This window comes from Chryseobacterium indologenes, assembly GCF_018362995.1.
Lineage (GTDB): Bacteria > Bacteroidota > Bacteroidia > Flavobacteriales > Weeksellaceae > Chryseobacterium > Chryseobacterium indologenes_G.
This window is the reverse complement of record NZ_CP074372.1, coordinates 4,444,858-4,470,229: the sequence shown is the minus strand read 5'-3', so window position 1 is coordinate 4,470,229 and position 25,372 is coordinate 4,444,858. Positions and strand designations below refer to the sequence as shown.

The window sequence follows — 25,372 nt, the reverse complement described above, 5'->3', positions numbered from 1 at the left end:
TTCTTATTTTTCAGTTTCATTTTTTTTCGATTTATCTATTGCTTTCATATCGTCTGTGTCTTTATGAATTCTATCCCACTGCCACTTCCAAAAAGTGATCAGTACATCTCCATAAATATAATCCATTACATTTTCTGTTGTCCCTTTTTTAAACATATGTCCTGATTTGAAGACATCTTCAACAAAGCCCGCAAATTTATTGGATCCCATATCAGGGAAAGAATGAGCCAGGCCTAAAGAGTGGGCAACTTCATGAGGGATCGTTATCCAGTCTTTTTTCGCCATGATAGCAGGTCCTACAATTACATTATCAGCTTCTGCAAATATACTTTCAGATTTACCAAATAAATCATCTATATCAAAAGGAACAAAAAATACAATGGTATCTTCATAATCAGGATTATTTTTCCTGTATATTTTTTCTAAATAATTTTGAACATATCCTGCATCTCCTTTATCAGAAAATATTCCGTCTTCCATTAATTCCCAGGTAGCACCATTTTTTTTCAAATATAAGTCATCATCCATATCATCAAAATCTACCTCCATATACTCATCCTTATCTATTTTGAAATGACTTAATGTCTGAGCAAACGTATCTTTAATCTTTTGTTCATAGGTTTTTAGAAATGAACTGCTAAATTTAGTTTCTAAGGTATTAAATTCATAGGCATTCAGATCCTGGTTTATTTTTAATCTCGCTTTATTCTGAATATCAATTTTAAGAATAGCTTCTTCTTTTTCTGCAATTTTCTTCAGCAATGTTTCTTCGCTACTGCTGAACCAGCCTGTTTTACCACTTTGTACCTCTGCCAATTCGGCTTCAAGATCAGCTTTTTGTTTCTGGAGCTTCTGCTGTCTTTTAATAATATCTTTATCTTCAAAATAATCAGGTGTGGCGGTCCCGTTTCTTTTTGACAGATATATTTTCTCATCATATCCATCCACTTTGATCCACCCCTTAAAGTGAACTTTTACATAACGGACATTTAAATCATATTCGATGCTATTGTTATACACATTAAGCACTCCCATCAATTCACCTGCAGTTATATAAATAGTTGGCATTGAACTAACTGTTTTCCCTGCAGCCTTGTCTTCCTTCCATTGTTTTTCTTCGGCTTTTTCCTCTTCAGACTTTTTATGAAACGTAATGATTATACATGTATGTTCCGTTATATAATCTAAAAATGTTATTTTAATATTTTTACTAAACTTGTTTGGAGTACTTTCAGAAATCTCAAAACCAGAACTACTTTCATCAGTAAATTCTAATTCTATCCCTTCATTCCCACTATCTATTTCGATTCTTCCTTCAACAGGTTCTTCAATATTGAAAAAAACTTCAAGCTCATAGCTCTTGTTATTATCAGATTCATCTTTTGCAAAACCAGAAAACCAAGGAACATAATAGGGTTTTCCATTTATATTTAAACCAGATTTCGCACTGTTAGAACCTGCATTAATATAACCAAATTCTCCTAAAGAAATGTATTTTAAATGAGGAGCATATTCTTTTTTAAGGCTATCAACCCCGTCTAACACCAGACTTTCATAATTAAGTGGTTCGGTATAGGATGTCTCATAATTTTCTCCGGCATACCAATCAAATCCAAACTCCGGTTTATTAACATAATTACTTTTTCTCCGAAAAATAGCCAGTCCTTTTATTGAGTTTTTAACTTTTCTTTCATCTCCCGGAGGGTTTGCGTAAGTAACGCCTGCCTGATCTCCTTTTTGTTTAACGAATCCCGGAGCAAAATTGCTTATAAAGTTTCCGGCATTATTTTCAATCTCCTGGGTTGATAATTCAGATATCTTTCCGCCTGCTATTTCTGTAATATTTCCCATGATATCAGATTAATAGTTAGCTCCTTTTTCTCCGCTATTATTTTTAACTTCTTTCTGGGCATTATGATGAATGGTGCCCTCAGCAGAAATAACTTCTATATCTTTAGTTGCATTTCTTTTCACGTTTGTTGATTCAGAAGAGATATCTCCTTTTGCTACTTTCAAAATATTAGCTGCCATTAAAGAATAATCCAATACCGCATTCTGCATCATCATCCCTCCTGCGGTGCTCATATGATTTACTCCAGCCCCTTCGGTAATATTTAATCCGGCAGTAGAAGTAATATTCTCTGAAGCACTTATGTTTATATTTTTTGCATTAATATTAATGGTTTCCGGTGCCGTAATATTAATATTGCTTCCCGTCGTATCCAGATGAATCTCATTACCACTTTTATCTGTAATAATGATGCTTTCATCTTCTGTGAAAACGATTCTGTGGCCACTTCGTGTTTGTATAGATTTTACACGGTTGTCTGCACCACCTCCAAGGCCTATTCCACCGTGAAACATTCCTCCCATGACAAAAGGTCTGTCGGGATGACTGTGAACAAAATTGACCATTACCTGGTCTCCTACTTCAGGAATGGCCACATACCCTCGATTTTGGGTTATCTGATCTGTTCCTCCTGCATCGGGGCTCATTACACGGACAAAATGGGTGGTATCATTCATCTGCCAGTCAAATCTCACCTGAACTCTTCCCTGTCCTTCCGGATCGGTATTTGAAATTACGGTTGCGATCTGTGGCTGTGCTGCAGGCACATTGAATTCCGGTTTGGGTAAAAAACCAGTATCCGCAGCAATAGATTCAAAAGTTCCTGAATAATGTCCGATTGTATCAATTTCATGAACAACTTCTGTTACCATCACTTTGGTAAAATAGGAGGTTTCATTGCTGTCCGGTTTTCTCATATAAATATCCGCCACACATCCCGGGTGTAAAAAGGGAACTGTTGTAGAACCGGAAACGGAAAATACGTTTACCGCTTCGCTGCCTGAAGTGCTTCTTTGAGAATGTTCAACATCCAGATGCGTTGTTGCTTTAATAGGAGCAACCTGAAGTGCCGGGGTTTTATAGATTTTATCGTTATGGGTGTATGCGGTATTGGCAAGATCGCTCAAATGACTTACAGGAGTTTCTCCGGAAGTCAGTTTTTCGTTTTTGCTACTGTTATAGCCATAGTATTGAGGTTTCGTATGTACAGCTTTTAATTCTACCCTAATGTTATCTGCATTGCTGCCATAGAGCAGTTTGATAGGTTTATTCTGTGGAGGAAGTTTTCCGAAGTGCAATACCTCACCATCATAATAGAATTGTTCCCCATAAGCTTCTGCCATTCTTGCCAGATAATTATAATGGGTTTCATTGTATTGGCTGCTGTAAATGATCTGAGAATAATCATTTGTATCAATTCTTATATCAAACCGTTCTTTATCAATTCCTTGTTTGATTACTTCTTCAGCTATAATTCCCATATTAACGGGGTGTCCGCCGCCAAAACTCTGGATATGCGGAGCTCCATCCAGTAAAATGGTAGGACTGTATCCGGAAAGTACAATATTTCCGAGACTCATTTTTTCCTGACTGAATCCCACTTTAGTAATAATTCCGACAAAGTTTCTTTCAGGGCTTTTCTCAATATCTTTGTAAGAAATAACGGCTGTAAGTCGCTTCCCTAAAAATTTATTAGCTTCTTCAAGAGTGTGGCTCTGTCTGCCCCCTAATGCGTCATGGGCAAGGGTAAGACTGAATTCGTGATGATGGCTAGCCTTTTGTTTAAGAGTGAAGTGTTTGTAGTACTTAATAATTTTACCTTCCACAACCAGTGACAATTTAACCAGCCGGTTGATTCCTGCATGATGATTCTCGGATATCCCGTCTGCATTCTGTGACGGACGGAAGGAAGATCCTTTTGTCTTTGATTCGGTTTTCATATGCTTTGTGTTTGTGTTTGATTAAAGATAACAATATTTTATATAACAGAGGTTATATAAGCATGTTAGAGTAAAATTTTCTGGTATAAGTTTTCATCAGGCAAAAAAAGACCGCCTTTAAAAGGGACAGTCTTTTTTCTTATGAATGTTGATAATGTGTGTAAATTTTAGCTTGAAGGCCAAAGACCAGCATACTGAGAAGTACCGTAGTCAATAGTTTCTGCACTTATTACGAAGCTGATCAGCATGCTGTTACTGTCTATTGCATCAAAATCAACCTGATGTTGAATTACATATCCGTTCTCCCATTTCAAAGTGATCAATGTTCCTTCTTCATGAGATTTGTTGAATGTAATTTCTCCTACTGTTGGCTTGTATTTACCATTCAGCAAGCTTTCAAGAATATCAGATTTTTCAGTAGCTTCTACTGTTACTTTAATAAGTGCGTTAGAAGGATCTGATGCTACACGTCCTGATACGTCTGTAGATCTGGATACGCTGTAGTTCATTTTTAACAGCTTCTGTCCTTCACCGTTGTTGAATTTTAAGATTCCTCTTGAATTTCTTTCGGCCATGATTAGTAAATTTTAATCGTTAGTAATATTTTGTGATTCAGTGATTGTTTAGCAAATATAGAGGCTCTTTTCCGCTAAAAAAAACTTTTCAATATAAATCTGAGAAATTGTAGTAGTTCTACGATTTCTTGTCGTAATTCTACGACAATAGATTTACACACAACAACACAACCGCCACCAATACAGTATTTTAGACTAAATCCCATTTTTAAGATAAAAATTATTTTTACACTATAGCGAGAGATAATTGGTAAATTAAAGGTGAATTATGAATGGGCAATTCGCTTTTCTGTGAATTTTGGGTTCAAGATTTAAAGTTCAAGGTTTAAAGTTTGAGGTTTAAGTGTTTCACCTTTTTCACTTCCGGTTTTGGGGCACAAAAAAAGCAGAAGGATGTACTTCTGCTTTTTGATATGATAAAATGAATTTTTAGTGCTTTGTATATTCCGGTTGTTCTGTCGGAATTCTTGACGGCGTAAAGTATTCATTAAGCCAGTAGAAAGTCTGTCCGTTTTGCTGAATCTTTACAGCTGGGTTGTTTCTGTTGGCAAGCATTCTGTCTGCTAAATTTTTGTAGTGATAGAAATAGTTTTTCACAGTCTCACTAGGAACAACTTTTGATTTTTTCCAACCTTTCAGTTTGTACTTAGCCATCAGTTCTTCTTCGGAAAGATCAAATCCTGTACTCATTCCAATAGCATAAGACATTGGCTGCTCATAAAGAGCTCCTTTGTCCAGGAATTTTATAGTTGGGTTATACTTTTTCAGAAGCTTCACATATTCTTTCACTGCTCTTGCCTGATTAAAATCCGGACGGTCTGCCTGAGTATTTCTGTATACTTCGGTATAGAAAGCTTTTAGGTTGTCATATTCCGCTTCAGAAATAAGGATACCTTTTTCTATTCCCGGAGTATAATCTTTCAGATCTTTCGGAATGTATCCTTTTACAAGGAATGGGCTTCCGTAGTTGATCAGCTGTGCCGCAATTCCTGCAGAAACCGGATTGGTAAGACCCGGATACAGATATTTGTATTTTACATCAACATCTGTTTTTCCTGCTCCTACTGATGAATGGAAATATTCATTAAGTGATTTATCAATATTCTGATTGTCTAAAGTAACCTGTGAAATAAGGCTGTCAACAGATTTTTTCAGGAACCCTGGAGTCGTAATATCCCCTTTTTTAGGGAAAATAACAAATCCCTGAGACATACTCTGTTTAGGGTAAGCCAATGAGAAGAATCCGGCATCTCCTTCTACCAGACTGAAGTTATTCTTGGTAAGAACATCATATTGATTGATGATCTTTTGCTTTTTAAGTTCAGCAATATTTTTAGCTGTATTGGTAACAACATTTTCTGCCATCAATACGAAATCATTGTAGGTATCTGATGATCTTGCACTCGTCTGGAACATAATCAGTCTTGCCTGAGCCTGAGTAAGTGAGCTGATCACACTGTACATATTTCCGCTTTGATTGGCAGAAGTTCCTACAGTCACCACAATATTGGTTTCATCAGGTACGCTGGAAAGAAGGTTTCCTGCTGCGGTAAGAGCTTCACCAACCGGCTGATAACCGCTATTGCTTGCACAGTTCATCTCATTCGTTTTCTGATCAATGAACGTTGTCATTTTACTGTAGTCTGCACTCAGGTTGGATACAGAAATATTTTCCCCGCAAGGGTTATTTTTGTACAGCACCACTCCATATTTAACATTGTTAAAATAAGATGGTTTCTCAAATCTAAGCTGAAGATCCTGCAGTAATGATTTTACGATAGGCGCATAAGGAGCATTTCCTGCACTTACGTCCAGCGCAAAGACAATATTAATATTTTTATCTCTTTCCGTGATTTCTCTGTAGCGGTCAAAATAAATAGGTTCACCCAATACATTCGATACAAAGTTCTTGCTGTAATCTAAAATATTGGTGAAATATTTTGTTTTTGAATCCGGAGTTGGAGCCTGTTCCAATGGGAGATTTACAGGAAAGATATTCTCAAGCGGCGTTCTTTTGTTAACATCTGTAAGAAGAACTGCTTTTTTATTTTCAGCATCAGATCCAGATCCTCCCGGATATCCTTCATAGATCCCTAAAGAAGAATCGTTGATTCCTGTTGTATTTTTCAGTTTGATCGCAGAGCGCTCTCCCCAGCTGGAAATCACGTTAGAACTTACCCATCCGTAAAGTCCTTTGCCGATGCTGTCTATATCAATTGAAGGTTTTTTACCTACTAAAAATCGCTTGTTGTTTTCAGCCTGTTTGTAGACATAAACAATTTGTCCATTCGGAATCTTTACATTAGCTGTTTCAATAAGGCTTGGTGAATTAAACACCATAATAGAGTCGTTCTTATAGTATCTTTCAGCGTTTTTGATAACTTCGCTGTTACTTGGTACTACGGCAACTCTCACAGGATATCCTGTTTTTTCACTTTTTAAAGCATTGTTCCAAAGAAGAAGTTCAGATTCAGGAATCCATCCATATGTTTTGATAGATTTTGACGAAACTTTTTTCATTAAAGCATCCGGAACATATTCCGCCACTTTTACCATTCCGTCTCTATGTTTTAAAACCATCAGAGGTTCAAGGAATTTTACTTCCTTGTAAGATTTCTCATCATCTTTATCCAGATAAGCCGTATTTCTCGATCTGTCTGAAATAACGATCCATGGAGCTGACTTTTTAGGATAACCGTTAACGACAGGGGAAGCATCCACCTGTCCGTACTGCGACGGTTCCGGGGTTTTCTTTGACGGCAGTTTTACCTGGCAACTCGTCAATAATACTGATAACCCTATATAATATGCTGCTAGAGGAAATTTATTTTTCATCCTATTTTATCTTTAATGATTGGCGCATCCGTAAACCGGATGATATTATTTGCTTTGGTTGATTTCTACTTTCGTTACACACTCCTGTTTATCATCAAGGTTCACCTTTACAGTCTGAATCACCGTGTTTTTGTCAAACTGAAGACCGGCACAGTACATGTAGAAGTTGTTCACTTTGCTGTCATTTACCTTTACTACTGTATTTTCATTGTTACACAGATAGGTTTTCAACAGGTAATTGTAATGCATATTGAAACTGTTTCCATTGGCAATCTGCTGAAGGTGATATTTGAAATCATTATCTACTCTTGCGTAAGAATCTTCTACTGAAACTTCCTCTTCTGCAAGTGCATCATAAGCCGGAAGGATCTTAATATGGTGATAAATAGGCTCCTGACTTTCTTCAGTGTATAGCGTTACCACATAATCTCCGGGTTTTTTATAAGAATAGATTGTAAATTTATCTTTAGAATCTGTATTTCCTGTTTCTCCGAATTTCCATGCAAACACTTTTGCATCAGAAATGGCACGGAAAGATACGCTTTCATTTTGCATAGCCTGAGCTACTGCTTCGATACTAGTCGCTGATTTTGCGGTATCTTTTGCTTTCTGAACGCTTCTTGCGCTTACCATTACAGGGAAAGATTTCGTATACTTGTTGTCAACGATCAAACTCACCTGATAGTACCCCGGTTTATTATAGAAGTGAATCCCGCTGTTTTTATCTGAAGTTGTACCATCTCCGAAATTCCATCTTTTGGTTTTCGCAAACTGGGTTTTATCTTCGAATAAAAGCGTGTCTCCTACCGCCAGTGAAGACGGATAAACCACCCCAACAATATCATCGGCTGAATGGATAACTTTTTTCTGCAGCCATAGAGCAACTAATGCTGCGATGAGCAAAGTTGCAACAACACCGATAATAATGTTTTTCTTGTTCTTTTGAAAATAATTCATAGTTAATAATTGTGATGTGTTTTATATAAAGTTCCTAGTATTTATTACTTATTGTACTCTCGCTTTCAGATCCTGCTCACGCTGATAAAGCTTATTTTGCTTGTCCTTAAATCCGATTCTGCACTCATCCACCTGTTTCTGAAAAACTTTAATATCTTCTGAAGTAGTTGAAATTACTTTTTTGTCATCAAAGTACATTTTATAGAATTTTGCAATCTGAGGATAAGCATCTTTTCTGATATCAACAACATCAGTACTGCTGAAATAGCTGTTAAGATCATTAACTCCCAGCTGAATATTATTTTCTACAAAAGGCTGTGGGCCGTCATCAGTAAGTTTTGTGATCATGGTATAAGTACTGTCCATGATTGGGATAACGATTTTTTGATGATGCTCAAATTCAGCTTTCTGTTCAAGATTCTGAATTCCTCTCACGTCTTCATCAGAAAAAGGAGATACAAATCCTTTTAAAAATATCACTCCTAAAAATAACATAGCAGTCACAAGCATCAGTATTAAATAAAAAAACTGATAATGCCTTTCTTTCTTCGATAATGTGATTTGTCCTTGCATATCTTTTCTTTTTATCTTCTTCTTTTACTTCCTGTGAAATTTCTTGTAGGGTCTTTTCTAAGCTCGTTATTGGTCACTTTTATTTTACCCATACATTCATCCAGATCTCTTAAAACGGTTTTCTTCTTATATTCCACTTCAATGATCTTAGCCTTTAAAGTCATCATAGGCACTATCTGCTTCATCAGTACAGCATAGTGCTTAAAGCTCTGTGCACTGTCTTTGCCCATAATATTTTTGGCATCTCTCACGTTATCCATAATGCTGGTTCTGAGGAACACGTCATTTTCCACCTTATTAATACTAAGCTGGTTCATTTTGTCATAAATTTCATCAATGTGATCTTTCAGCACGTCGCTTCGAAGCATCAGTTCTTTATAGGCTTCAGCTTCCCGGCTGATTCCTTCACGTTGTATATCATAACTCTTAAAGAAGAGAAATAAGCACGCAAAAGTTACAACCGACAAAACGACAAAAGACAGAATAAACTTCCAAATGCCTATTCTGACGTCAGATTTGTTTAATTTTTTTTCCCTGTTAGAAGACATAATTTGCGATTTGTTTGGCCTGTGAAAATATAAAAAAAAAATTTTATGCACAATACGTAATTTCCCCAGGCCTATTTCGTGAAAACCCTGATTAAATTAATATTAATTTTCACTTTGATAAGTTTTTCATAAATTAGACCTCTAAATTTTAAATATCATTCGCCAAATCGATATTAAGAATGAGTAAAATATTATCTAATACCGTACGTTTTTCTATTGCTGACAGTGATTTTTATTTTAAAAAAATAATGATCAAAACACTCATGGAGAATCCTTTCTATATGCTTCTGAATGACTGTAACAATGGGCACGAGCTGGTAAACAGAATCTACAGAAGGCAGGAGGATGTGTTCATCATTGAGTTATTTATGCCCGTTTTAAGCGGAATTGAAGCGATTAAATATATCCGGAAAAACAATACGGAAACCCCTATTATCACCTATTCCGGCACCTACCAGGAAGATATGGCTGAAATTCTTTCAAAAATCCCCAATACCTATTACTGTCAGAAAAAAAGCACCATTATAAAAGATATCATTAAGGGAAGCATTACTTCTGAAGACTTTGATTACCAAACCTATTCCAAAGAATGGGAGCAGCAGCCACTTGCAGTACAGGAATATATGGACAGGCAGAAAAAAGGTCAGGAAGAACTTTCTCCGGCTGAAATACAGCTGATGAGATTCTGTTATGAGGGATTCAGCAATAAAGAAATTGCAGAAAAACTTAACCTGAGTACAAGAACTATTGACACTTACATTAACCGGCTTACAGAAAAGCTGGGACTGAAAACCAAGCTCCACCTTATCCGTTTCTGCGTAGAAAACGGCTATTACAATTCCAGTTTATAAAAATTCTGATTTCAGATTTGAAAATTTAAAATTCCGGCTAACTGGTGGAAGCTGAGGAGGGTTTATAAACACTTAATATAAGTAAGAAAACCCTGCCAAAGGTATCGCTACCGCCGTTTATTAAATTTTGTTCATTAATTTTTTTGTACCTTTATACCGTTAGATTATTTTATTGTTAAATTATTGCTACCCTGCCTTAATATAGCATATACATAAAAAGCTCAACGATTTGAATAAAAATATTTTGCCACTAATTTGCTAGTATTCAATTTTTTTAACTAAATTTGCACACCTAAAATTTAAAATTAAAATAAGGAAATGACAAAGGCAGAATTGGTAAACACCATCTCAAATAAGTTGGGAACAGAAAAGAATGAAACACAGAAAGTTGTAGAAGCTTTTATGCAGGAGATCAGAACTTCTATGTATAATGGGGATAACGTTTATCTAAGAGGTTTTGGATCTTTTATCATTAAAACAAGAGCTGCTAAAACAGGAAGAAATATTTCTAAAAACACTGCAATTGAGATTCCTGCTCATAACATTCCTGCTTTCAAACCTTCAAAATCTTTTGTTGAGAAAGTAAAAACTAAAGTTGCAGTAAAATAAGAACATTAACTGAATATTAACTAGTTACTAAAAAATTAAAATTATGCCAAGCGGAAAGAAAAGAAAAAGACACAAGGTTGCGACTCACAAAAGAAAGAAAAGAAGAAGAGCAAACAGACATAAGAAAAAATAATCTCCTCTTTTCGAGATTTACAATATAATAATATAGTTGGTGGATTTAAATTCTTAAAGTTCACTAACTATATTTTTGTTTGCAACTATAAGATTCCGCGGAAAACGGATGGTTTCAAATATTATTTTAATAAACATATAATGGTTTTCATCCAAAATCCTTATATTTAATAGATGAATTAATCAGAAAAACATCCCATTCCTATAATCTTAACAATTTTATCTTATTAAAAAATGAAGAAAGAACTAATAGTTTCGCATGAAGATGATCTTACAAAGATTGCATTACTGGAAGACGGAAGACTATGTGAACTTCATGAGCAAGAGGACAAAAGCGATTTTATAGTTGGAGATCTGTTTATAGGAAAAGTAAAAAAACTGGCACCCAATCTGAATGCAGCATTCGTGAATATCGGATATGATAAGGATGCATTTCTGCATTACCAGGATCTGGGACCTCAGTATCTTACATACAGAAAGTTTTTAAAAGATACTATTTCTAAAAAACAAAGCACTTCAAGCTTAAAGAATTTCGAGATACAACCCGAAATAGACAAAAATGGAACGGTAGATAAAGTGATCGCCAAAGACGATATCGTTCTGCTGCAAATCACTAAGGAGCCCATTTCTACAAAAGGCCCAAGAATTTCTACCCAAATCTCTCTGACAGGACGTTTTCTGGTTCTGATCCCTTTCGACAATAAAGTTTCTATTTCTAAAAAGATCCGAAGCTTCGAAGAAAAGGAAAGATTGAGAACCCTTATCGACAGCATCAAGCCTGAAGGTTTCGGGGTTATCATCAGAACAGTAGCCGAAGGAAAAAAAGTTGCGGATCTTCATAATGACATGAACCAGCTGGTTCAAAAATGGGAAACCACTTTTAAAAATATCCAGAGAAATAAAGTTCCATCTAAAGTTTTAAGCGAAGAAGACAAAGCTTCAGCTATTTTAAGAGACAATTTTAATCAGGATTTCGTTAATATCATCTGCGATGATGAGCAAATGGTGAACGAAATGACAAATTACGTGGAAGTAATTGCACCTGAAAAGAAAAATATTGTCCAGTTTTATGATTCCCATATTCCTCTTCTGGAATATTACAATGTTGAAAAACAGCTTAAACAGAGCTTCGGAAAACACGTTAACATTCCAAGTTCCAAAGGCGCTTATCTTGTTATTGAACACACAGAAGCACTTCACGTCGTTGACGTTAACTCCGGTAACAATATTACCACCGGAACAGCTGTCAATAAAGAACATGCACTGAAAGTGAACAAAATGGCTGCTACTGAGATCGCAAGACAACTTCGCCTCCGCGATATGGGAGGTATCATCGTAATCGATTTCATAGACATGCCGAATTCTGATCACAGAAGAGATCTTTACGAGCATCTCAAAGAGGAAATGAAGCGCGACAAAGCTCGCCACAAAATACTTCCTCCAAGTAAATTTGGACTGATCCAGATTACCAGACAAAGAAACCGTCCGGAAAAACAGATCGACACCAAAGAAGAAAACCCTAACAAAGACGGAGAAATTGTAGCTCCTATTGTTATCGTGGAAAGAATGGGTGAAACCTTAAGAACCATCCTGCAGAAAGAAAAAGGAAAAATCTACCTGCATGTACACCCGTTTGTGGAAGCCTACCTTACCAAAGGCATCAAAAGCATCCAAATGAAATGGTTTATCAAATACAAAAAATGGGTAACCATTGTTCCAAGAGATTCTTTTAAATATTTAGAATACAAAATCTACAATGCCAAAAAAGAAGAATTAATAGAATTCTCTAATTAAAAAATTTAAGACCTTCAGTTGTACTGGAGGTTTTTTTATTATCTTTTCTTGTTATACCTTTTGGCTAAAGCCAATGGATGTTTTTTGTATATGTAGGCTGGGTTAAAGCCCACCCCTATTGAATTTTACGACAAGATCTTTTATCTTTTATCTTTTATCTTTTATCTTTTATCTTTTATCTTTTATCTTTAAAACATGAAAAAACACCATTACAAAACGACTATCCAATGGACAGGCAATCAAGGAACAGGAACCAGCGGATATAAGGAATACGAAAGAAGCCACAGGATCTCAGCAGAAAACAAAATTGTTATAGAAGGTTCATCTGATCCGGCATTTCGTGGTGACAGAACAAAATACAATCCGGAAGAAATGCTTTTATCTTCCCTTTCCTCCTGTCATATGCTCTGGTATCTGCACTTCTGTTCTGAAGCCGGTATTATTGTAACAGAATATACTGATGAAGCTACTGGTACCATGGAAGAAACAGCCAGCGGAAGCGGTCATTTTACGGAAGCAACCTTGCATCCCAAAGTAACAGTTGCAGAAAAATCAATGGTTGAAAAAGCAGAACAGCTTCATCATAAAGCAAATCAATTTTGCTTCATTGCCAACTCAGTTAACTTTCCTGTTAAACATATCCCTACCACGTTAGTTAAATAAATTTTAAAAACAAAATAACATCATGTAACAATGATGTATAATACATTTTAACAACAATAACTCTAAATTATTTAGCAAAAATTCCACAAATAGAGAATTATTTATTGAATAGTTAACAAAAATAACATTTTACTAGTGATAAAAACAATATAAATTAAAATTATTTAACAATTTTACTTAAAATATAAAGTTTTTTTCATATTTTTATATAAATAAAACAGACCATGATGAAACCAAGATTGACCATTTTTGATGAACCCATGCTGTATACAGAGGGATTATCAAGACTGCTTACACAAAGCAAAATTTTCAGCACCATTGACATTTGTAATTCTTTAGAAACCCTCTCCCAACACTTAAAAGAAGAACCATCGGAAATGCTTGTCATGAGCTCCAATATGCTCATGCTTACAGAAATCTGCAAATTGGTAGAAAGCATTATTTCTCAACATAAAAACACCAAAATCATTGTCATAGGAAGCTCTTATGACGTGATAGATATGCGGAAGCTCTTCAACAAAGGCATCAAGGGTTATCTGGACAAAAACTGCACCTATGACGAGTTCCTGAAGTCCATTAATGTCTTGCTCCTTAATGAAATCTATATCAGTGATCATGCAAAGGAAAAAATGATAAATTTCATCAGCAGCGAACAAGAAAAACAAAATCCCCACATTAAAGAACCCCTCACCCGCCGTGAAATGGAAATCCTTAAACTGATCTGCGATGGTTGCAGCAGTAAAGACATCTCTGAAAAACTTTTTATCAGTATCAATACGGTAGAAACACACCGAAAAAGAATTCTTTTGAAACTCAATGCGAAAAACTCAGTCGGAATTGTAAAATATGCTATTGAGAACCATATTATCGACTGAAATTCTCCCATGAAAACGCAAAAAAATTCCAAACTTTACAGTCTGGAATTTTTTTATGCCTGAATTCGTTCTAATTGCCAGAAGCAGGCGTAACTTAATAATTCTTTTTCATTGTGAGATGAGAAGTGAGACTTAGAGATCAGAAATTGAGCGATGAAAAAGCTTATATAACTTTGACCTTATTGTTTATCTACAAACAACCCAAATTTCTAATCTCCGGCTCACAACCTGGAACTTTAAACTTTAAACTTTAAACTTTAAAACCTTGAACCTTATTCATAATCCGGCATCTCACCGTTGCTGAAAAGCGATGTTCGGGTAAGATCTGTCAAACTACTGTTAAGATCAATGACCATTACATTTCTCTGCGAAATATTATCATTGGAAGTGTTCATAAAAATGATCTGTGCATTATTCGGTGAGAATCTTGGATCAAGATCATTGGTTCCCATCACTTTTTCGCTTTCGGCAGAGATATCACTTATGGCATCTGTAGCCAGATTGTAAATGAAAATATGTGAATCCAGTTGTCTGTAATTTCCGCTTCCATCAAGATATCCTGAGACATCACGGGTAAAGAGAAGAAGCTGTCCGTCTACGGAGAAATTCAGTCCACCGCTGGCTCCCGGCGAACCGGACAAAACAGTTTTAAGGACACTTCCTGTCATATCTATAACATAAACCTTCGTATTATAACCGTTATAATCGTTGGTTTTCAACGCTATTTTACTACCGTCATAACTCCAGTCACATTCGGATATCATGCTTCCGTCCGGGGTAGTATATACCAGACTCAGACCACTGCCATCTTTATTGATCCTGTATAGTTTATTGAAGTTAGAATAAATAAGCTCTTTACCATTTGTACTCCAGGCAAAATCCATTTCATAATTATTAAAACCTGCCACAGCCACCGTTGTTACTTTAAAAGGATTGGAACCGTCAGGATTGGCTGTATAAATATGAGTACTTCCGCCTTCTGTACGAAGGAAAGCAATGAGGCCTGCATTATTGTTCTTACGTGGCCGCCAGCTGTTGTAGGAAGAACTGGTAAACTGGAAATTATTTCCCTGATCATCACTGGAGATAATAACAAAGTTTCCATTCTGTTTTTGTGTATAATGATACCTGTTGGCCGGTACCGTATTGGTGGTGAATTTACTGATTGAGCTTAAAACTGGCTGGTGAATGCCGTCCGAAACAGACACCTGCCAGAAGTAACTTACACCAAACTTCAGATTTGAAAGCGTATAATGATTAGCTGTCAAATCATTAACCTGAATCACATTAGTGTCAAGATTATTTTTAATTGCCAAACTGTATTTTAAAACATCCGCTGTATCCGGATCTGTTGCGCTCCAGGTTAATTCGACGCTCAAAGGTTGATTGACTGCGTTATCTATCGGACTTAGCAACTGTGGCGTAGCGGGAGGAGAATTCAATGAGGTGTCGTCATCCATCTCAAAAACTGCTGTTACCACTTGATTTTGATTCTGTATATTGACAGACTGAAAGCTGGTAATATATCCTGAAAGCTCTGCTTTTACTGAATAATTGCCTACGGGCATGGCTGCAATTTCAAAGGAACCGTCTGTACCACTGAAAACCGTTTGCGTTGTAGGATTGGTAAAGATTTTCACATTGGAAAGCGGCACATTACTGCCTCTTTTTACAACTTTCCCTTTTAATGTTCCTGTTTGAGCCTGTTCTACAAGGTCTTCATTGCATGAAAACAGACAAAAAGCAAAGATGAATATGCTGAGTATTTTAATTAAAGTTTTCATAATTCGTGTTTTTATTTGTTTCCGAAGTAAAAGTTGATTCCTATACCGAAGCGTAAAGCCTGATCTTTCCTTTTTCCGTTTATAAGGCCTTCCCAGTCGTCTTTGAAGCCCAGGTCATATTGGGCTGAAGCTCTCAGTGAAACATTCCGGCTGATCATATATTCCAGCCCTCCCCCGAACTGTGCTTTATATTGAGGTTTATATTTTGAATACATGGCTCCTGCCCCACCGTACACGTATGGACTGAATCTGTATTTAGGGAAAAGTATATATTCCAGATTCACTTCGGGACCGAAATAGTTTCTTTTCACAATATTTGAATTTTCAAGAGTAAAGTAACTGCCGTTCACTTCCATATTCAGGTAAGGGGTAAGGAAATATTTAAATCCTATTTTACCTCCGACATTCATTTTAGAGTCTACATAATCATCTTTCACTTTCTGCCCTTCAACATTGGCGAATATGGAAACTTTCTGTCTGTAGTTTTCTGGATATTTTCCACCTATTGCTCTTCCATCGTTTTGCTCCTGTTCTCTGTTATATTCATCGATTAAACTTTGATATCCTCCACTGGAATCCACTGCTTTTCCCCATATTTTGTCTCTTATTCCTTCTACGATAAGAGATTTTACAGCTTTTTCAATAGCCTCGGTGACAGCAAGCTGAACGGGCTCATTTTGGGTGAGTCCTACCTCAGCTTCCAGAAGTCTTTCTGTATCGATATATCTGAAGAAGCTTCCGTTGACGCTGGTTGAAAGAATGGTTTTAGAGGTATAAACTGTTTTAAGAATTTCTCCGTTAAGGGTAGAGACAGCACGAAGGTAAATAGTAATTCTGTCCTGGCGGTATTGTGTGGAAGCACCGATTCCGAAATATCTTGCTCCAAGTCCTCCGGTGAGAATATTACTGTCATAGGAGATTACGCCGCCTTCAAGAAGAATTCCGGCATACAAAAGAGGTGGAAGTGCCTGACTGTTTTTATCTGCATCCTTTATGTATTCCTGTCTTGTGGAACGGATGATTTGTCTTTCATTGAGAAGATTGGCAATGTTTTCCCTTTCAATAGGGATAAACCAATGGCTGTCTTCCAGTGCTTTGATAAGAATAGTGGTGGTTCCCTGAGGGACTGCCGTGCTCCAGTTGTTTCCGTTCTCGGAAGGTTTATACTGGCCGGTCTGGTCCCGGAATTTGTAGACCCCTATTACAATTTTTTCTTTAGGAAGGGGAAGATTTTTCAATTCTGCGGTAGAGGAAGTAACCTCTCCCATCGTTGGTTTTTCGGGATCCGAAGGTAAACCAAATATTGAACTACAAGCCTGCAGAATGCATAGCAGGAAACTACAGAAAAAGATTCTGGTGTAAGTGTAGGTTGTCATGGTAAGTTTATTTTTAGTGATTTCCTATTTCGGAATTACGATCTCGGACTGATCGCCATTGCTGGTATCCAAAATATTGATTAAAAGTCCCTGATTAGTATTGGTAATCTGTAAGTAAAGCGATCCGAAAAGATAATTTCCCGGCTTTATGTTTCCATCACCAAACTGTTGATCAAACAGTTTTCTTGAAAGTTCACTGAGAATTTGTCTGTTGAGACTCTGGGTAAAGCTGTCAAGAGAGTTTACACGATCCAGCAGATTGCTGAAATCATTTTTTTCGTCAAATTGGTTTTGTGCATTGGCAGAGCTTAAAAGCCACTGGTAATTAAAGGTATCACCCCCAAAAGCCGGATTGACCGGTTTGTAGACGAGCTGCTGAGATTTTCCGTAGAAAATACCCGCAATAAAGGTCAAAATAATGATAAAAGTTTTCATGGCGGACATTTTTAGTAGATAAATTCATTTTTAATAAGGTTTTTCTTAGCATTAAATTCTTTGATATATTTTAAGCTGTAGACCAGCTGTTCTGCTAAATAATCTTCTGCCGGATTGGTCATAAAACTGTAAATAATCTTATCCTCAATCTGAATATTGATCTGGCCGCTTGTTCCGCGAAGGGGAAGTTCTGTAATGGTAACGGCACTGCTGCTTTTATCCGGAAGCTGACTGTATTGCATATAAAACAGATCATAAAAATCTTTTCCAACCTTGGTTTTGGTTTCATCAATGGTAAGTCCTCTCAGTTCATAAGCTGCATCCTCTTCTACCTTTGCGGTTTTCTTTTTAAAAAGATCGCTGTTAAGCTCCAGGCTGTCTTTGGCGACCAGTTTTTGTGTTTCTTCATCCCTGATATAAAGAAAGGCCTTCAAAGCATCTTTTGATTCAAGATTTACGCTGATCTCCGATAGTATTTTGACTTCATTGGGATTAACAGAAAATTTACCACTCTGCTGATTGTTTGAAAGGTTCCCGCCGTTTCCTTTTTTAATAGAAACCAAAAGGTAATTCAGTTCCTTATAAACGGTGGTATTGTTCATTACAATTGCTTTCAGGATAATCTGATTTTCAAGGAGACTGCTCTCTATTCTTGCATTTACTTTTTTATCTTCCTGCCCATACATCCATACAGACAGGAAGCTAAAAAATGTGCTCAGGCTAAGGGAATATAAAATTTTCATCATTTGTATTTTAATAGTTTCTCATGAAAACTGTTTTATTGTCTCCCTTTACATTGATCTGAATTCCATCCGAAATACTGTTGCTTCCCGTGACATCAATAATATTGTTGTTTCCTTGTGCAGTAACTGCAGCTTTAGTTTCTTTATCTGTAAATGAGTTGATAAAATAAAGCGTATTAAAGTCTCCCAGTTGTTTTACAGCAATATGAGTTCTGGCATTCAGAGAAAGCTCGGCATTGTTATACTCTCCTATCTGAATAATATTGGAACCGAATGAAGTCTGATCAGTCTGCTGCCTGGCTATAAGATTAAAGATTGTATTGCTGTTGATCTTATCCCAGTCTATTTCCTGTGCCTGCAATGGCAATACTATGAAAAGAGCAAGAATACTCCATCTTAAAGTAAACATGGCCTCTATGTATTAAAGGTACTGATGCAAACTGGTAGAAACCGGAGGTAAAAAAGGAGAAACCCTGTAGCTTCTCCTTTACAATTTCTAAGATTTACAGTATGTGTTATAGGGCTTAATTGGATTGATTCACAATCATTGAGTTTCCGTTACCCATCTGAGCTCCTAAGTGAACATGGCCAGTACCGCTTTGAGCTACCCAGGTAAAGTTACCATTACCCATCTGAAGGTCAATAGCTGTATTGGAATTTCCTATCTGGAACTGATAAAGCTGGTTGGCATTACCTGCCTGTACTCCCACAGAAGTATTATCATCTCCTACCTGAACTGAAGCTGCGATATTACCTGTTCCTGCTTGTACATGATTAGCACTGTTATCATCACCATCCTGATACTGAACAAGGACATTATTAGCTCCTATCTGAAGTCCGCTGGCATCATTTCTTCTTCCCAGCTGAACCTGGAATGCCTGATTACCGCTACCTAACTGAATAGCTGAAGCATCATTTCTTCTTCCGTCCTGATATTGAACAACAGAGTTACCTAATCCTACCTGTACTGAAGAAGCATCATTTCTTCTTCCGATCTGAGTTTGTTCTGTAGAGTTAAGAACTCCAAGCTGCCATGTTGAAGCAGAGTTTCTGTTTCCCATCTGCATGACTTCGTTTGAGTTTCCGATACCCACCTGATCTACGTCTATAGAGTTTCTGTTTCCGATACTTTTTGCAGTATTAACGTTCAAAATACCTACCTGATCAATGTCTGCAGTATTACGATTTCCTGTCTGTGTCAAAGAGTTGATATTCAAAAGGCCAGTCTGATCCACAGTAGCAACATTTAAGTTTCCTGTTTGGGTAGTTACATCAATATTGAATTGTGCAAATCCGAAACTCATGGCGAATAGTGTAAATACACCTGTAAGTAAATTTTTCATCTTAGTAAAAATTAATTGGTTAATAGTAAGGCAAAGATAGCCTCTGAGTCAAAATGAAAAACCACCATCAAAGTGTAAATTTCAAAAGTCACTGTTTATAGTTGTAAGGGTCACCATTTGCCGTTGCAGGGAAGTCATTGTTTTCAGTTACGGAAAAATACGGGAGTCATTTTAAGACTCATAACTAGCTCATTCAATGGTGAATATTGAATAATCTCTTGACGTGATTTTCACTCATTTTTTTAAATTCATCATGGGCAGTAACACTTCACAACGCTGGGTTTTAAAATATTACCACCATTAATTATCCATCTTTCATTTGTCAAGGAAAATCCAAAGTTACTGATCTTTTCATCCTGATCTTACATGGTTAATTAATGTTAAGGCCCTTATTTCTTCAAGATATATTGTTAAATTTGAAGTATGGAAAATTTTGGAAAAGATTTATTACGAAAAATAAAAAGTGTAGAACTTCCCGGTGAACACGCGCATGGAGTTTTCTCACCTCCCTCACGCCCGGTCTTTACTTATGATGAAGTATTGGCAAAGAATCCTAAGTTTGCAGCTGTAAATATTGTTCTATATTTAAAAGACAACGAGTGGTATTTTCCATTGATTCAAAGAACAATTAATGAGCACGACAGACACAGCGGGCAGATTTCACTGCCTGGAGGAAAGCGTGAAGAGATGGACAGAGATTTTGCTGAAACCGCAATTCGGGAGACTTCCGAAGAGATCGGAATAGACAAGCATTATGTAAGGATTATCAGAGAAATGTCTCCTATTTATATTCCACCGAGCAATTTTTATGTATATCCCTACATTTCTTATACTAAAAAGAATCCCGCCTTCGTTCTTCAGCAGACGGAAGCTGTGGAAACCATAGAATTCCCCATCACTTCCTTTCTGAACCTGTCTGATACCCCGGAAATCATGGCGCTGCCCAACGCAAACGGATATGAGGTTCCTGTGATCAATTTCAACGGATACATTATCTGGGGTGCAACAGCGATGATATTAAGTGAATTCAGCCAGTTGCTGAAAAAAATGTAACTTTGCACTACCGTGTTTAATTGAGAGATGGCGAAGAAAAATATTTTCACCGATGCATTCGGAACACCTTATTTTTTGAAAAGGTTTATTATTTTTATTTTAGGAGTTGTATCATACAGAAGATTCAACGGCTTTAATAAGTTAAAGATAACCGGAACAGAACACCTTGTGGATCTTCCGGACTCTAACGTACTTTTTGTATCCAACCATCAGACCTATTTTGCAGATGTGGCAGCAATGTATCATGCATTCTGTGCTGTAAATAACGGATATCTGAACACGATAAAAAATCCAATCTACCTATTGAATCCAAAGATCGATTTTTACTATGTAGCAGCAGAGGAAACTATGAATAAGGGTATTCTTCCTAAAATCTTCAAAATTGCAGGTGCTGTAACGGTAAAAAGAACGTGGAGAGCCGAAGGAAAGAATGTCAACAGAATGGTAGACATGAGCGAGGTAGATAATATTATGAAAGCATTGGACAATGGCTGGGTAGCGACTTTCCCTCAAGGAACTACTTCTGCTTTTGCACAGGGACGAAGAGGAACGGCCAAGTTGGTAAAGAATCAGCGTCCTATTGTAATTCCGATCAAAATAAACGGATTCAGAAGAGCTTTTGATAAAAAAGGACTCCGCGTAAAGGTAACCGGTGTAAAACCTACGATGGAATTTAAGGCTCCTTTGGATATTGATTATGATAATGAAAAAGCACCGGAAATTTTATTGAAAATCATGACTGCCATTGAGCAGACAGAAGATTTCAACCTATTACACAGTTATGATGAAGAACTTAAAGCTAAAAAATTAGAACAAAAGGACTCAAATAATTAAAGTAATGACAAAAATTATGAACAAAATACTTGGAATCTTATTCGCAATCATAGTATTAGTTTCATGCAACAGCCAGAAAGTATATTCGGATTTTGATATCAGCTATTCGAAAAGTGGAGGCTATGCTCCTGTATATGAAAATATGCTTATAAAAGGGAATAATGTACACTACTCTTTTGAAGGGCAGGGTAAAAAATATAAACAAGATTTTAAAATTTCTGATGAGGATTTAAAGAAACTGGATCAGGTACTTTCTCAGAATAATTTCAGAAGAATACAGGAAGACCGTAAAAAATTGTACGACAATATTTCAACTTCCATCAATGTTAAGAAAGGTCCAAATGAAGGGAGTAAATCAGATGCCAGCATGATCATCCCGAATTATCAGACCAACTGGAACAACATTCTTGAAGCTTTCCAGCAGGTCATTAATATTAATGTTAAAAAACAGTAAATACAATTGAAAACCCACTTCATTGCCATTGGCGGAAGCGCCATGCATAATCTTGCGATTGCATTAAAAGACAAAGGATATCAGGTGACAGGTTCTGATGACGCTATTTTTGAACCTTCAAAATCCCGTTTGGAAAAGAAAGGAATTATGCCTCAGGAAATGGGCTGGTTCCCGGAAAAGATCACTCCGGATATTGATGCTGTTATTCTTGGAATGCATGCCCATCAGGATAATCCTGAATTGGCAAAAGCAAAAGAACTGGGTCTGAAAATATATTCTTATCCTGAATTCCTGTACGAACAGTCTAAAAATAAAACCAGAGTTGTTATTGCCGGATCACATGGTAAAACAACCATCACTTCAATGATTCTTCACGTTCTGAATTTCCATCAGAAAGATGTGGATTTCATGGTTGGGGCTCAGCTTGAAGGTTTCGACTGTATGGTAAAACTGACTCAGGATAATGATTTCATGGTTCTGGAAGGTGATGAATACCTTTCTTCTCCTATTGATCTTCGTTCCAAATTTTTACTGTATCAGCCGAATATCGCTTTAATGAGTGGTATTGCATGGGATCATATCAATGTTTTCAAAACATTTGATGATTATATAGATCAGTTCAGAAAATTTGTGGCAAGCATTACAGCAGGAGGCGTTCTGGTATATAACGAAGAAGATCCGGAAGTAGTGAAAGTAGTGGAAAATGCTGAAAACTATTTCAGAAAAATCCCTTATAGAACTCCTGAATACGAAATAAGTAATGGTAAAGTGTATTTAAAAACTGAAATGGGAGATGTTCCGCTTTCTGTTTTTGGAGCTCACAACCTGTTGAATATGGAAGGCGCAAGACATATCTGCCGACAGCTGGGTATTATGGATGAAGATTTCTATGAGGCCATTATGAGCTTCAAAGGAGCATCCAAACGTCTTGAAAAAGTAGAAAGAGAAGATAAGGGAACACTTTATAAAGATTTTGCTCATGCTCCAAGCAAGGTGAAGGCAGCTGTAAAAGCGTTCACTGAACAGTTTAAAAATGATAAGAAATACGGATTTCTGGAACTGCACACGTATTCCAGTTTAAATCCGGCCTTCCTGGAGCAGTATGACCATGCCATGGACGGTTTGAATGAAGCTATCGTTTTCTATTCTGAAGATGCTTTGAAGATCAAGAGAATGGAGCCTATATCACCAGAATTTATCAAAGAAAAATTCAAGAATGAGAATTTAAAGGTATTTACAAACGCTGAAGATCTTCATGCCTATTGGAATACATTGGATAAAACGGATGGTGTTTATCTCATGATGAGTTCCGGAAATTTCGGTGGTCTTGATTTAACAAAATAAACAAAAAGCTTCAGAATCTTATCTGAAGCTTTTTTATTAAATTATTATCATTCAATTTTCTTGTTATTGGTTAATTCAATATTTTTTATGGAGCTCAACGGTGCTATTTTTATTGTTTTATTTCCTTTTGCCAGATAAATATAATACATGCTGTTGGATCCTATGAGATGAACCTGTTCAAACTTATCATCACCATAGTTTAATCTATAGTCATATTTAAGTTTGTTTTCCCTTATCTTTCTGGTAAGCCCAAATCCTTCTCCCAGGCCTATTCCTACAAAGAAAGACAGCAGCATCATGGCCAGAAACTTCACAAACATATTGGTAAAATGATTCTCAATAGCCTCTTTGCTCATATTTTCATATCCTTTAAGAGATGCCATCTGGAATGCCCAACGTTTATTTTTACTGGCCTGTTTTGATAAAAAAGAGGGAAAAGCAAATGAAAATATAATGATACCAATGAGGATAATCAATATCACAGGATGAGCCGTTAAGGTAGCAATCGGACTGATCAAGATATCCATAATTGTTGAGTATTTTAGAATATTAATGCCTATCTGGTAATAGAAGACACTTTCTTTTAATATTCCCATTACGACAAGAAACAGGTAGCCGAACGGAAGTGATCTCTGAATTCCCTCTGAAAATTTCATTTATTTTCGCTGATTTTAGTTTTTATCTTTCACGAAAATAGAAAATTGCCAGCAAATTGAAACTATCTTGACCTATCTTTCACATTCTTTGATCAGATTTCTCAAAATTTCTTCTGTGGAAAGTTCACTATACTGGTGAATAGACTGCCCCAGCCAGATAGATACAAATTCAGTATTTTGCAGAGATTTTGCTGCTTTACGCAACGCATTGGTCAGTTTATTCTGATAAGGATAGGGTAAAATATATTCTGAGTTTTCAACCGCTTCTATAAATTGATTTTTTATTCCTCTGGCATATCGTCCGGAAAAGCTTTTCGTTAACATAATTTCTTCTTCTCTTACTTTTTTCAGTCTTTCCTTTTCAAAAGGCTGTAAAGCACTTTCCTGAGAAGCCAATAAAAGATTTCCCACCTGGAAGCCCTGCGCTCCTAAATCTTTAACAGCTTTTAAGGTCTTGGCACCATAAATTCCTCCTGCATAAATCAGGGGGACACTCACATGATCATACGCCTGCGACAGCAAAGACAACCCTCCGATCTGCGGAATATTCTCCGCGTCAAAACTTCCTCTGTGTCCTCCCGCCTCTATTCCCTGAACACAGATAATATCAATACCTGATTTTTCAAGCTGCAAAGCTTCATTTACAGACGTACAGGTTCCGATGAGGGTAACTCCGTTTCCTTTTAATTTCTGAATACTCTGATCATCCAGATTTCCGAATGTAAAGCTTAAAATTTTACAGTTTTCTTCAATGATGGCATCTACCTGTTCATGATAAGTCTTTATACTGATTGTCTCAAGTTCCGGAAGCTCTGCATCAATGTCATTTTCTCTGGCCAGCTGCTCAAGAAACTCTTTGGTTTTAATATACTTTTCTTTTAAACCATCCGTCACTTCAGGAATATGGTGTACAAAAATATTTACAGCGAAAGGTTGATCTATCAATTTTTTCGTTTCCCTGATCAATTCAACAGACTGATCTGCTGAAAGATCAGCCAACGCCAATGATCCCAGACACTCTGCTTTTGCAGCGGCTGCCACCATCTGTACCGTACTCACTCCAAACATCGGAGCCTGAATCAAAGGATATTGTATCCCTAGTTTTTTACTGATTGTATCGGGCCAAAACATAAGAACTATTTTAATTAA

General features: G+C 36.6%; 24 protein-coding genes. 9 read left to right on the top strand and 15 right to left on the bottom strand.

Features of this window, described 5'->3' with window-relative positions:
- Positions 1-3: 3 nt before the first annotated feature.
- The 7 genes from DYR29_RS20355 to tssO all read right to left on the bottom strand — a co-directional run bounded on the left by DYR29_RS20355 (position 4) and on the right by tssO (position 9,277).
- A complete protein-coding gene (locus tag DYR29_RS20355) occupies positions 4-1,851 on the bottom strand; it encodes a hypothetical protein (protein ID WP_213278282.1) in 1,848 nt (615 codons plus the stop codon).
- Positions 1,852-1,860: 9 nt separating this feature from the next.
- Positions 1,861-3,789 carry a type VI secretion system Vgr family protein gene (locus DYR29_RS20350; RefSeq protein WP_213278281.1) on the bottom strand — a complete coding sequence of 643 codons (1,929 nt, stop codon included), beginning with the start codon at positions 3,787-3,789 and terminating at the stop codon, positions 1,861-1,863.
- A 167-nt stretch (positions 3,790-3,956) separates the two neighbouring features.
- Positions 3,957-4,364: a type VI secretion system tube protein TssD gene (gene tssD, locus DYR29_RS20345; protein WP_047424439.1), complete on the bottom strand. Its 408-nt coding sequence runs from the start codon at positions 4,362-4,364 to the stop codon at positions 3,957-3,959.
- A gap of 429 nt (positions 4,365-4,793) precedes the next feature.
- Entirely contained in the window at positions 4,794-7,199 is a 2,406-nt protein-coding gene (tssR, locus tag DYR29_RS20340) for a type VI secretion system protein TssR domain-containing protein (RefSeq protein WP_213278280.1), read from the bottom strand.
- Between the two features lie 45 nt (positions 7,200-7,244).
- Positions 7,245-8,156, bottom strand: a complete 912-nt coding sequence (locus DYR29_RS20335) for a PKD domain-containing protein (protein ID WP_213278279.1) — start codon at positions 8,154-8,156, stop codon at positions 7,245-7,247.
- Positions 8,157-8,204: 48 nt separating this feature from the next.
- Entirely contained in the window at positions 8,205-8,729 is a 525-nt protein-coding gene (locus DYR29_RS20330; protein ID WP_047424433.1) for a type VI secretion system transmembrane protein TssO, read from the bottom strand.
- Between the two features lie 11 nt (positions 8,730-8,740).
- Positions 8,741-9,277 carry a type VI secretion system TssO gene (tssO, locus tag DYR29_RS20325; RefSeq protein ID WP_213278278.1) on the bottom strand — a complete coding sequence of 179 codons (537 nt, stop codon included), beginning with the start codon at positions 9,275-9,277 and terminating at the stop codon, positions 8,741-8,743.
- 179 nt (positions 9,278-9,456) lie between these two features.
- Here tssO and DYR29_RS20320 point away from each other — a divergent pair, with 179 nt between their 5' ends.
- From DYR29_RS20320 to DYR29_RS20300, 5 genes are all read left to right on the top strand, one after another.
- The gene (locus DYR29_RS20320) at positions 9,457-10,128 is read left to right on the top strand and encodes a response regulator transcription factor (RefSeq protein WP_047424429.1); all 672 of its coding nucleotides are present in this window, start codon (positions 9,457-9,459) and stop codon (positions 10,126-10,128) included.
- A gap of 318 nt (positions 10,129-10,446) precedes the next feature.
- Entirely contained in the window at positions 10,447-10,737 is a 291-nt protein-coding gene (locus DYR29_RS20315; RefSeq protein ID WP_002984212.1) for an HU family DNA-binding protein, read from the top strand.
- Positions 10,738-11,103: 366 nt separating this feature from the next.
- Complete coding sequence (locus DYR29_RS20310; RefSeq protein WP_213278277.1) at positions 11,104-12,663, top strand: Rne/Rng family ribonuclease; 1,560 nt, start codon at positions 11,104-11,106, stop codon at positions 12,661-12,663.
- A gap of 195 nt (positions 12,664-12,858) precedes the next feature.
- A complete protein-coding gene (locus DYR29_RS20305; RefSeq protein WP_213278276.1) occupies positions 12,859-13,326 on the top strand; it encodes an OsmC family protein in 468 nt (155 codons plus the stop codon).
- Between the two features lie 224 nt (positions 13,327-13,550).
- Positions 13,551-14,201 carry a response regulator transcription factor gene (locus DYR29_RS20300; RefSeq protein ID WP_249413548.1) on the top strand — a complete coding sequence of 217 codons (651 nt, stop codon included), beginning with the start codon at positions 13,551-13,553 and terminating at the stop codon, positions 14,199-14,201.
- A gap of 272 nt (positions 14,202-14,473) precedes the next feature.
- On the opposite strand, the gene DYR29_RS20295 is transcribed toward DYR29_RS20300, so the two are convergent.
- The 6 genes from DYR29_RS20295 to DYR29_RS20270 all read right to left on the bottom strand — a co-directional run bounded on the left by DYR29_RS20295 (position 14,474) and on the right by DYR29_RS20270 (position 19,882).
- Positions 14,474-15,985: a carboxypeptidase-like regulatory domain-containing protein gene (locus DYR29_RS20295; RefSeq protein ID WP_213278275.1), complete on the bottom strand. Its 1,512-nt coding sequence runs from the start codon at positions 15,983-15,985 to the stop codon at positions 14,474-14,476.
- A gap of 11 nt (positions 15,986-15,996) precedes the next feature.
- A complete protein-coding gene (locus DYR29_RS20290; protein ID WP_213278274.1) occupies positions 15,997-17,361 on the bottom strand; it encodes a CsgG/HfaB family protein in 1,365 nt (454 codons plus the stop codon).
- Between the two features lie 24 nt (positions 17,362-17,385).
- Positions 17,386-17,796 carry a curli production assembly/transport component CsgF gene (locus DYR29_RS20285; protein ID WP_213278273.1) on the bottom strand — a complete coding sequence of 137 codons (411 nt, stop codon included), beginning with the start codon at positions 17,794-17,796 and terminating at the stop codon, positions 17,386-17,388.
- An 11-nt stretch (positions 17,797-17,807) separates the two neighbouring features.
- The gene (locus DYR29_RS20280; RefSeq protein ID WP_249413547.1) at positions 17,808-18,542 is read right to left on the bottom strand and encodes a curli production assembly/transport protein CsgE; all 735 of its coding nucleotides are present in this window, start codon (positions 18,540-18,542) and stop codon (positions 17,808-17,810) included.
- A 7-nt stretch (positions 18,543-18,549) separates the two neighbouring features.
- On the bottom strand, positions 18,550-18,948 hold the full coding sequence (locus DYR29_RS20275; RefSeq protein WP_213278272.1) for a hypothetical protein: 399 nt from the start codon (positions 18,946-18,948) through the stop codon (positions 18,550-18,552).
- Between the two features lie 115 nt (positions 18,949-19,063).
- On the bottom strand, positions 19,064-19,882 hold the full coding sequence (locus DYR29_RS20270; protein WP_047424419.1) for a hypothetical protein: 819 nt from the start codon (positions 19,880-19,882) through the stop codon (positions 19,064-19,066).
- A 423-nt stretch (positions 19,883-20,305) separates the two neighbouring features.
- Between DYR29_RS20270 and DYR29_RS20265 the strand changes: the two genes are divergently transcribed.
- From DYR29_RS20265 to DYR29_RS20250, 4 genes are read left to right on the top strand one after another with little or no spacing between them, the layout of a single operon-like run.
- Entirely contained in the window at positions 20,306-20,935 is a 630-nt protein-coding gene (locus DYR29_RS20265) for an NUDIX hydrolase (protein ID WP_047424417.1), read from the top strand.
- A gap of 27 nt (positions 20,936-20,962) precedes the next feature.
- Positions 20,963-21,769: a lysophospholipid acyltransferase family protein gene (locus DYR29_RS20260; RefSeq protein WP_047373745.1), complete on the top strand. Its 807-nt coding sequence runs from the start codon at positions 20,963-20,965 to the stop codon at positions 21,767-21,769.
- Positions 21,770-21,785: 16 nt separating this feature from the next.
- The gene (locus DYR29_RS20255; protein WP_213278271.1) at positions 21,786-22,223 is read left to right on the top strand and encodes a hypothetical protein; all 438 of its coding nucleotides are present in this window, start codon (positions 21,786-21,788) and stop codon (positions 22,221-22,223) included.
- A gap of 6 nt (positions 22,224-22,229) precedes the next feature.
- Complete coding sequence (locus tag DYR29_RS20250; protein ID WP_213278270.1) at positions 22,230-23,567, top strand: UDP-N-acetylmuramate--L-alanine ligase; 1,338 nt, start codon at positions 22,230-22,232, stop codon at positions 23,565-23,567.
- Between the two features lie 47 nt (positions 23,568-23,614).
- On the opposite strand, the gene DYR29_RS20245 is transcribed toward DYR29_RS20250, so the two are convergent.
- Complete coding sequence (locus DYR29_RS20245; RefSeq protein ID WP_213278269.1) at positions 23,615-24,223, bottom strand: hypothetical protein; 609 nt, start codon at positions 24,221-24,223, stop codon at positions 23,615-23,617.
- Between the two features lie 72 nt (positions 24,224-24,295).
- Positions 24,296-25,354 carry an NAD(P)H-dependent flavin oxidoreductase gene (locus DYR29_RS20240; RefSeq protein ID WP_213278268.1) on the bottom strand — a complete coding sequence of 353 codons (1,059 nt, stop codon included), beginning with the start codon at positions 25,352-25,354 and terminating at the stop codon, positions 24,296-24,298.
- Positions 25,355-25,372 lie beyond the last annotated feature (18 nt).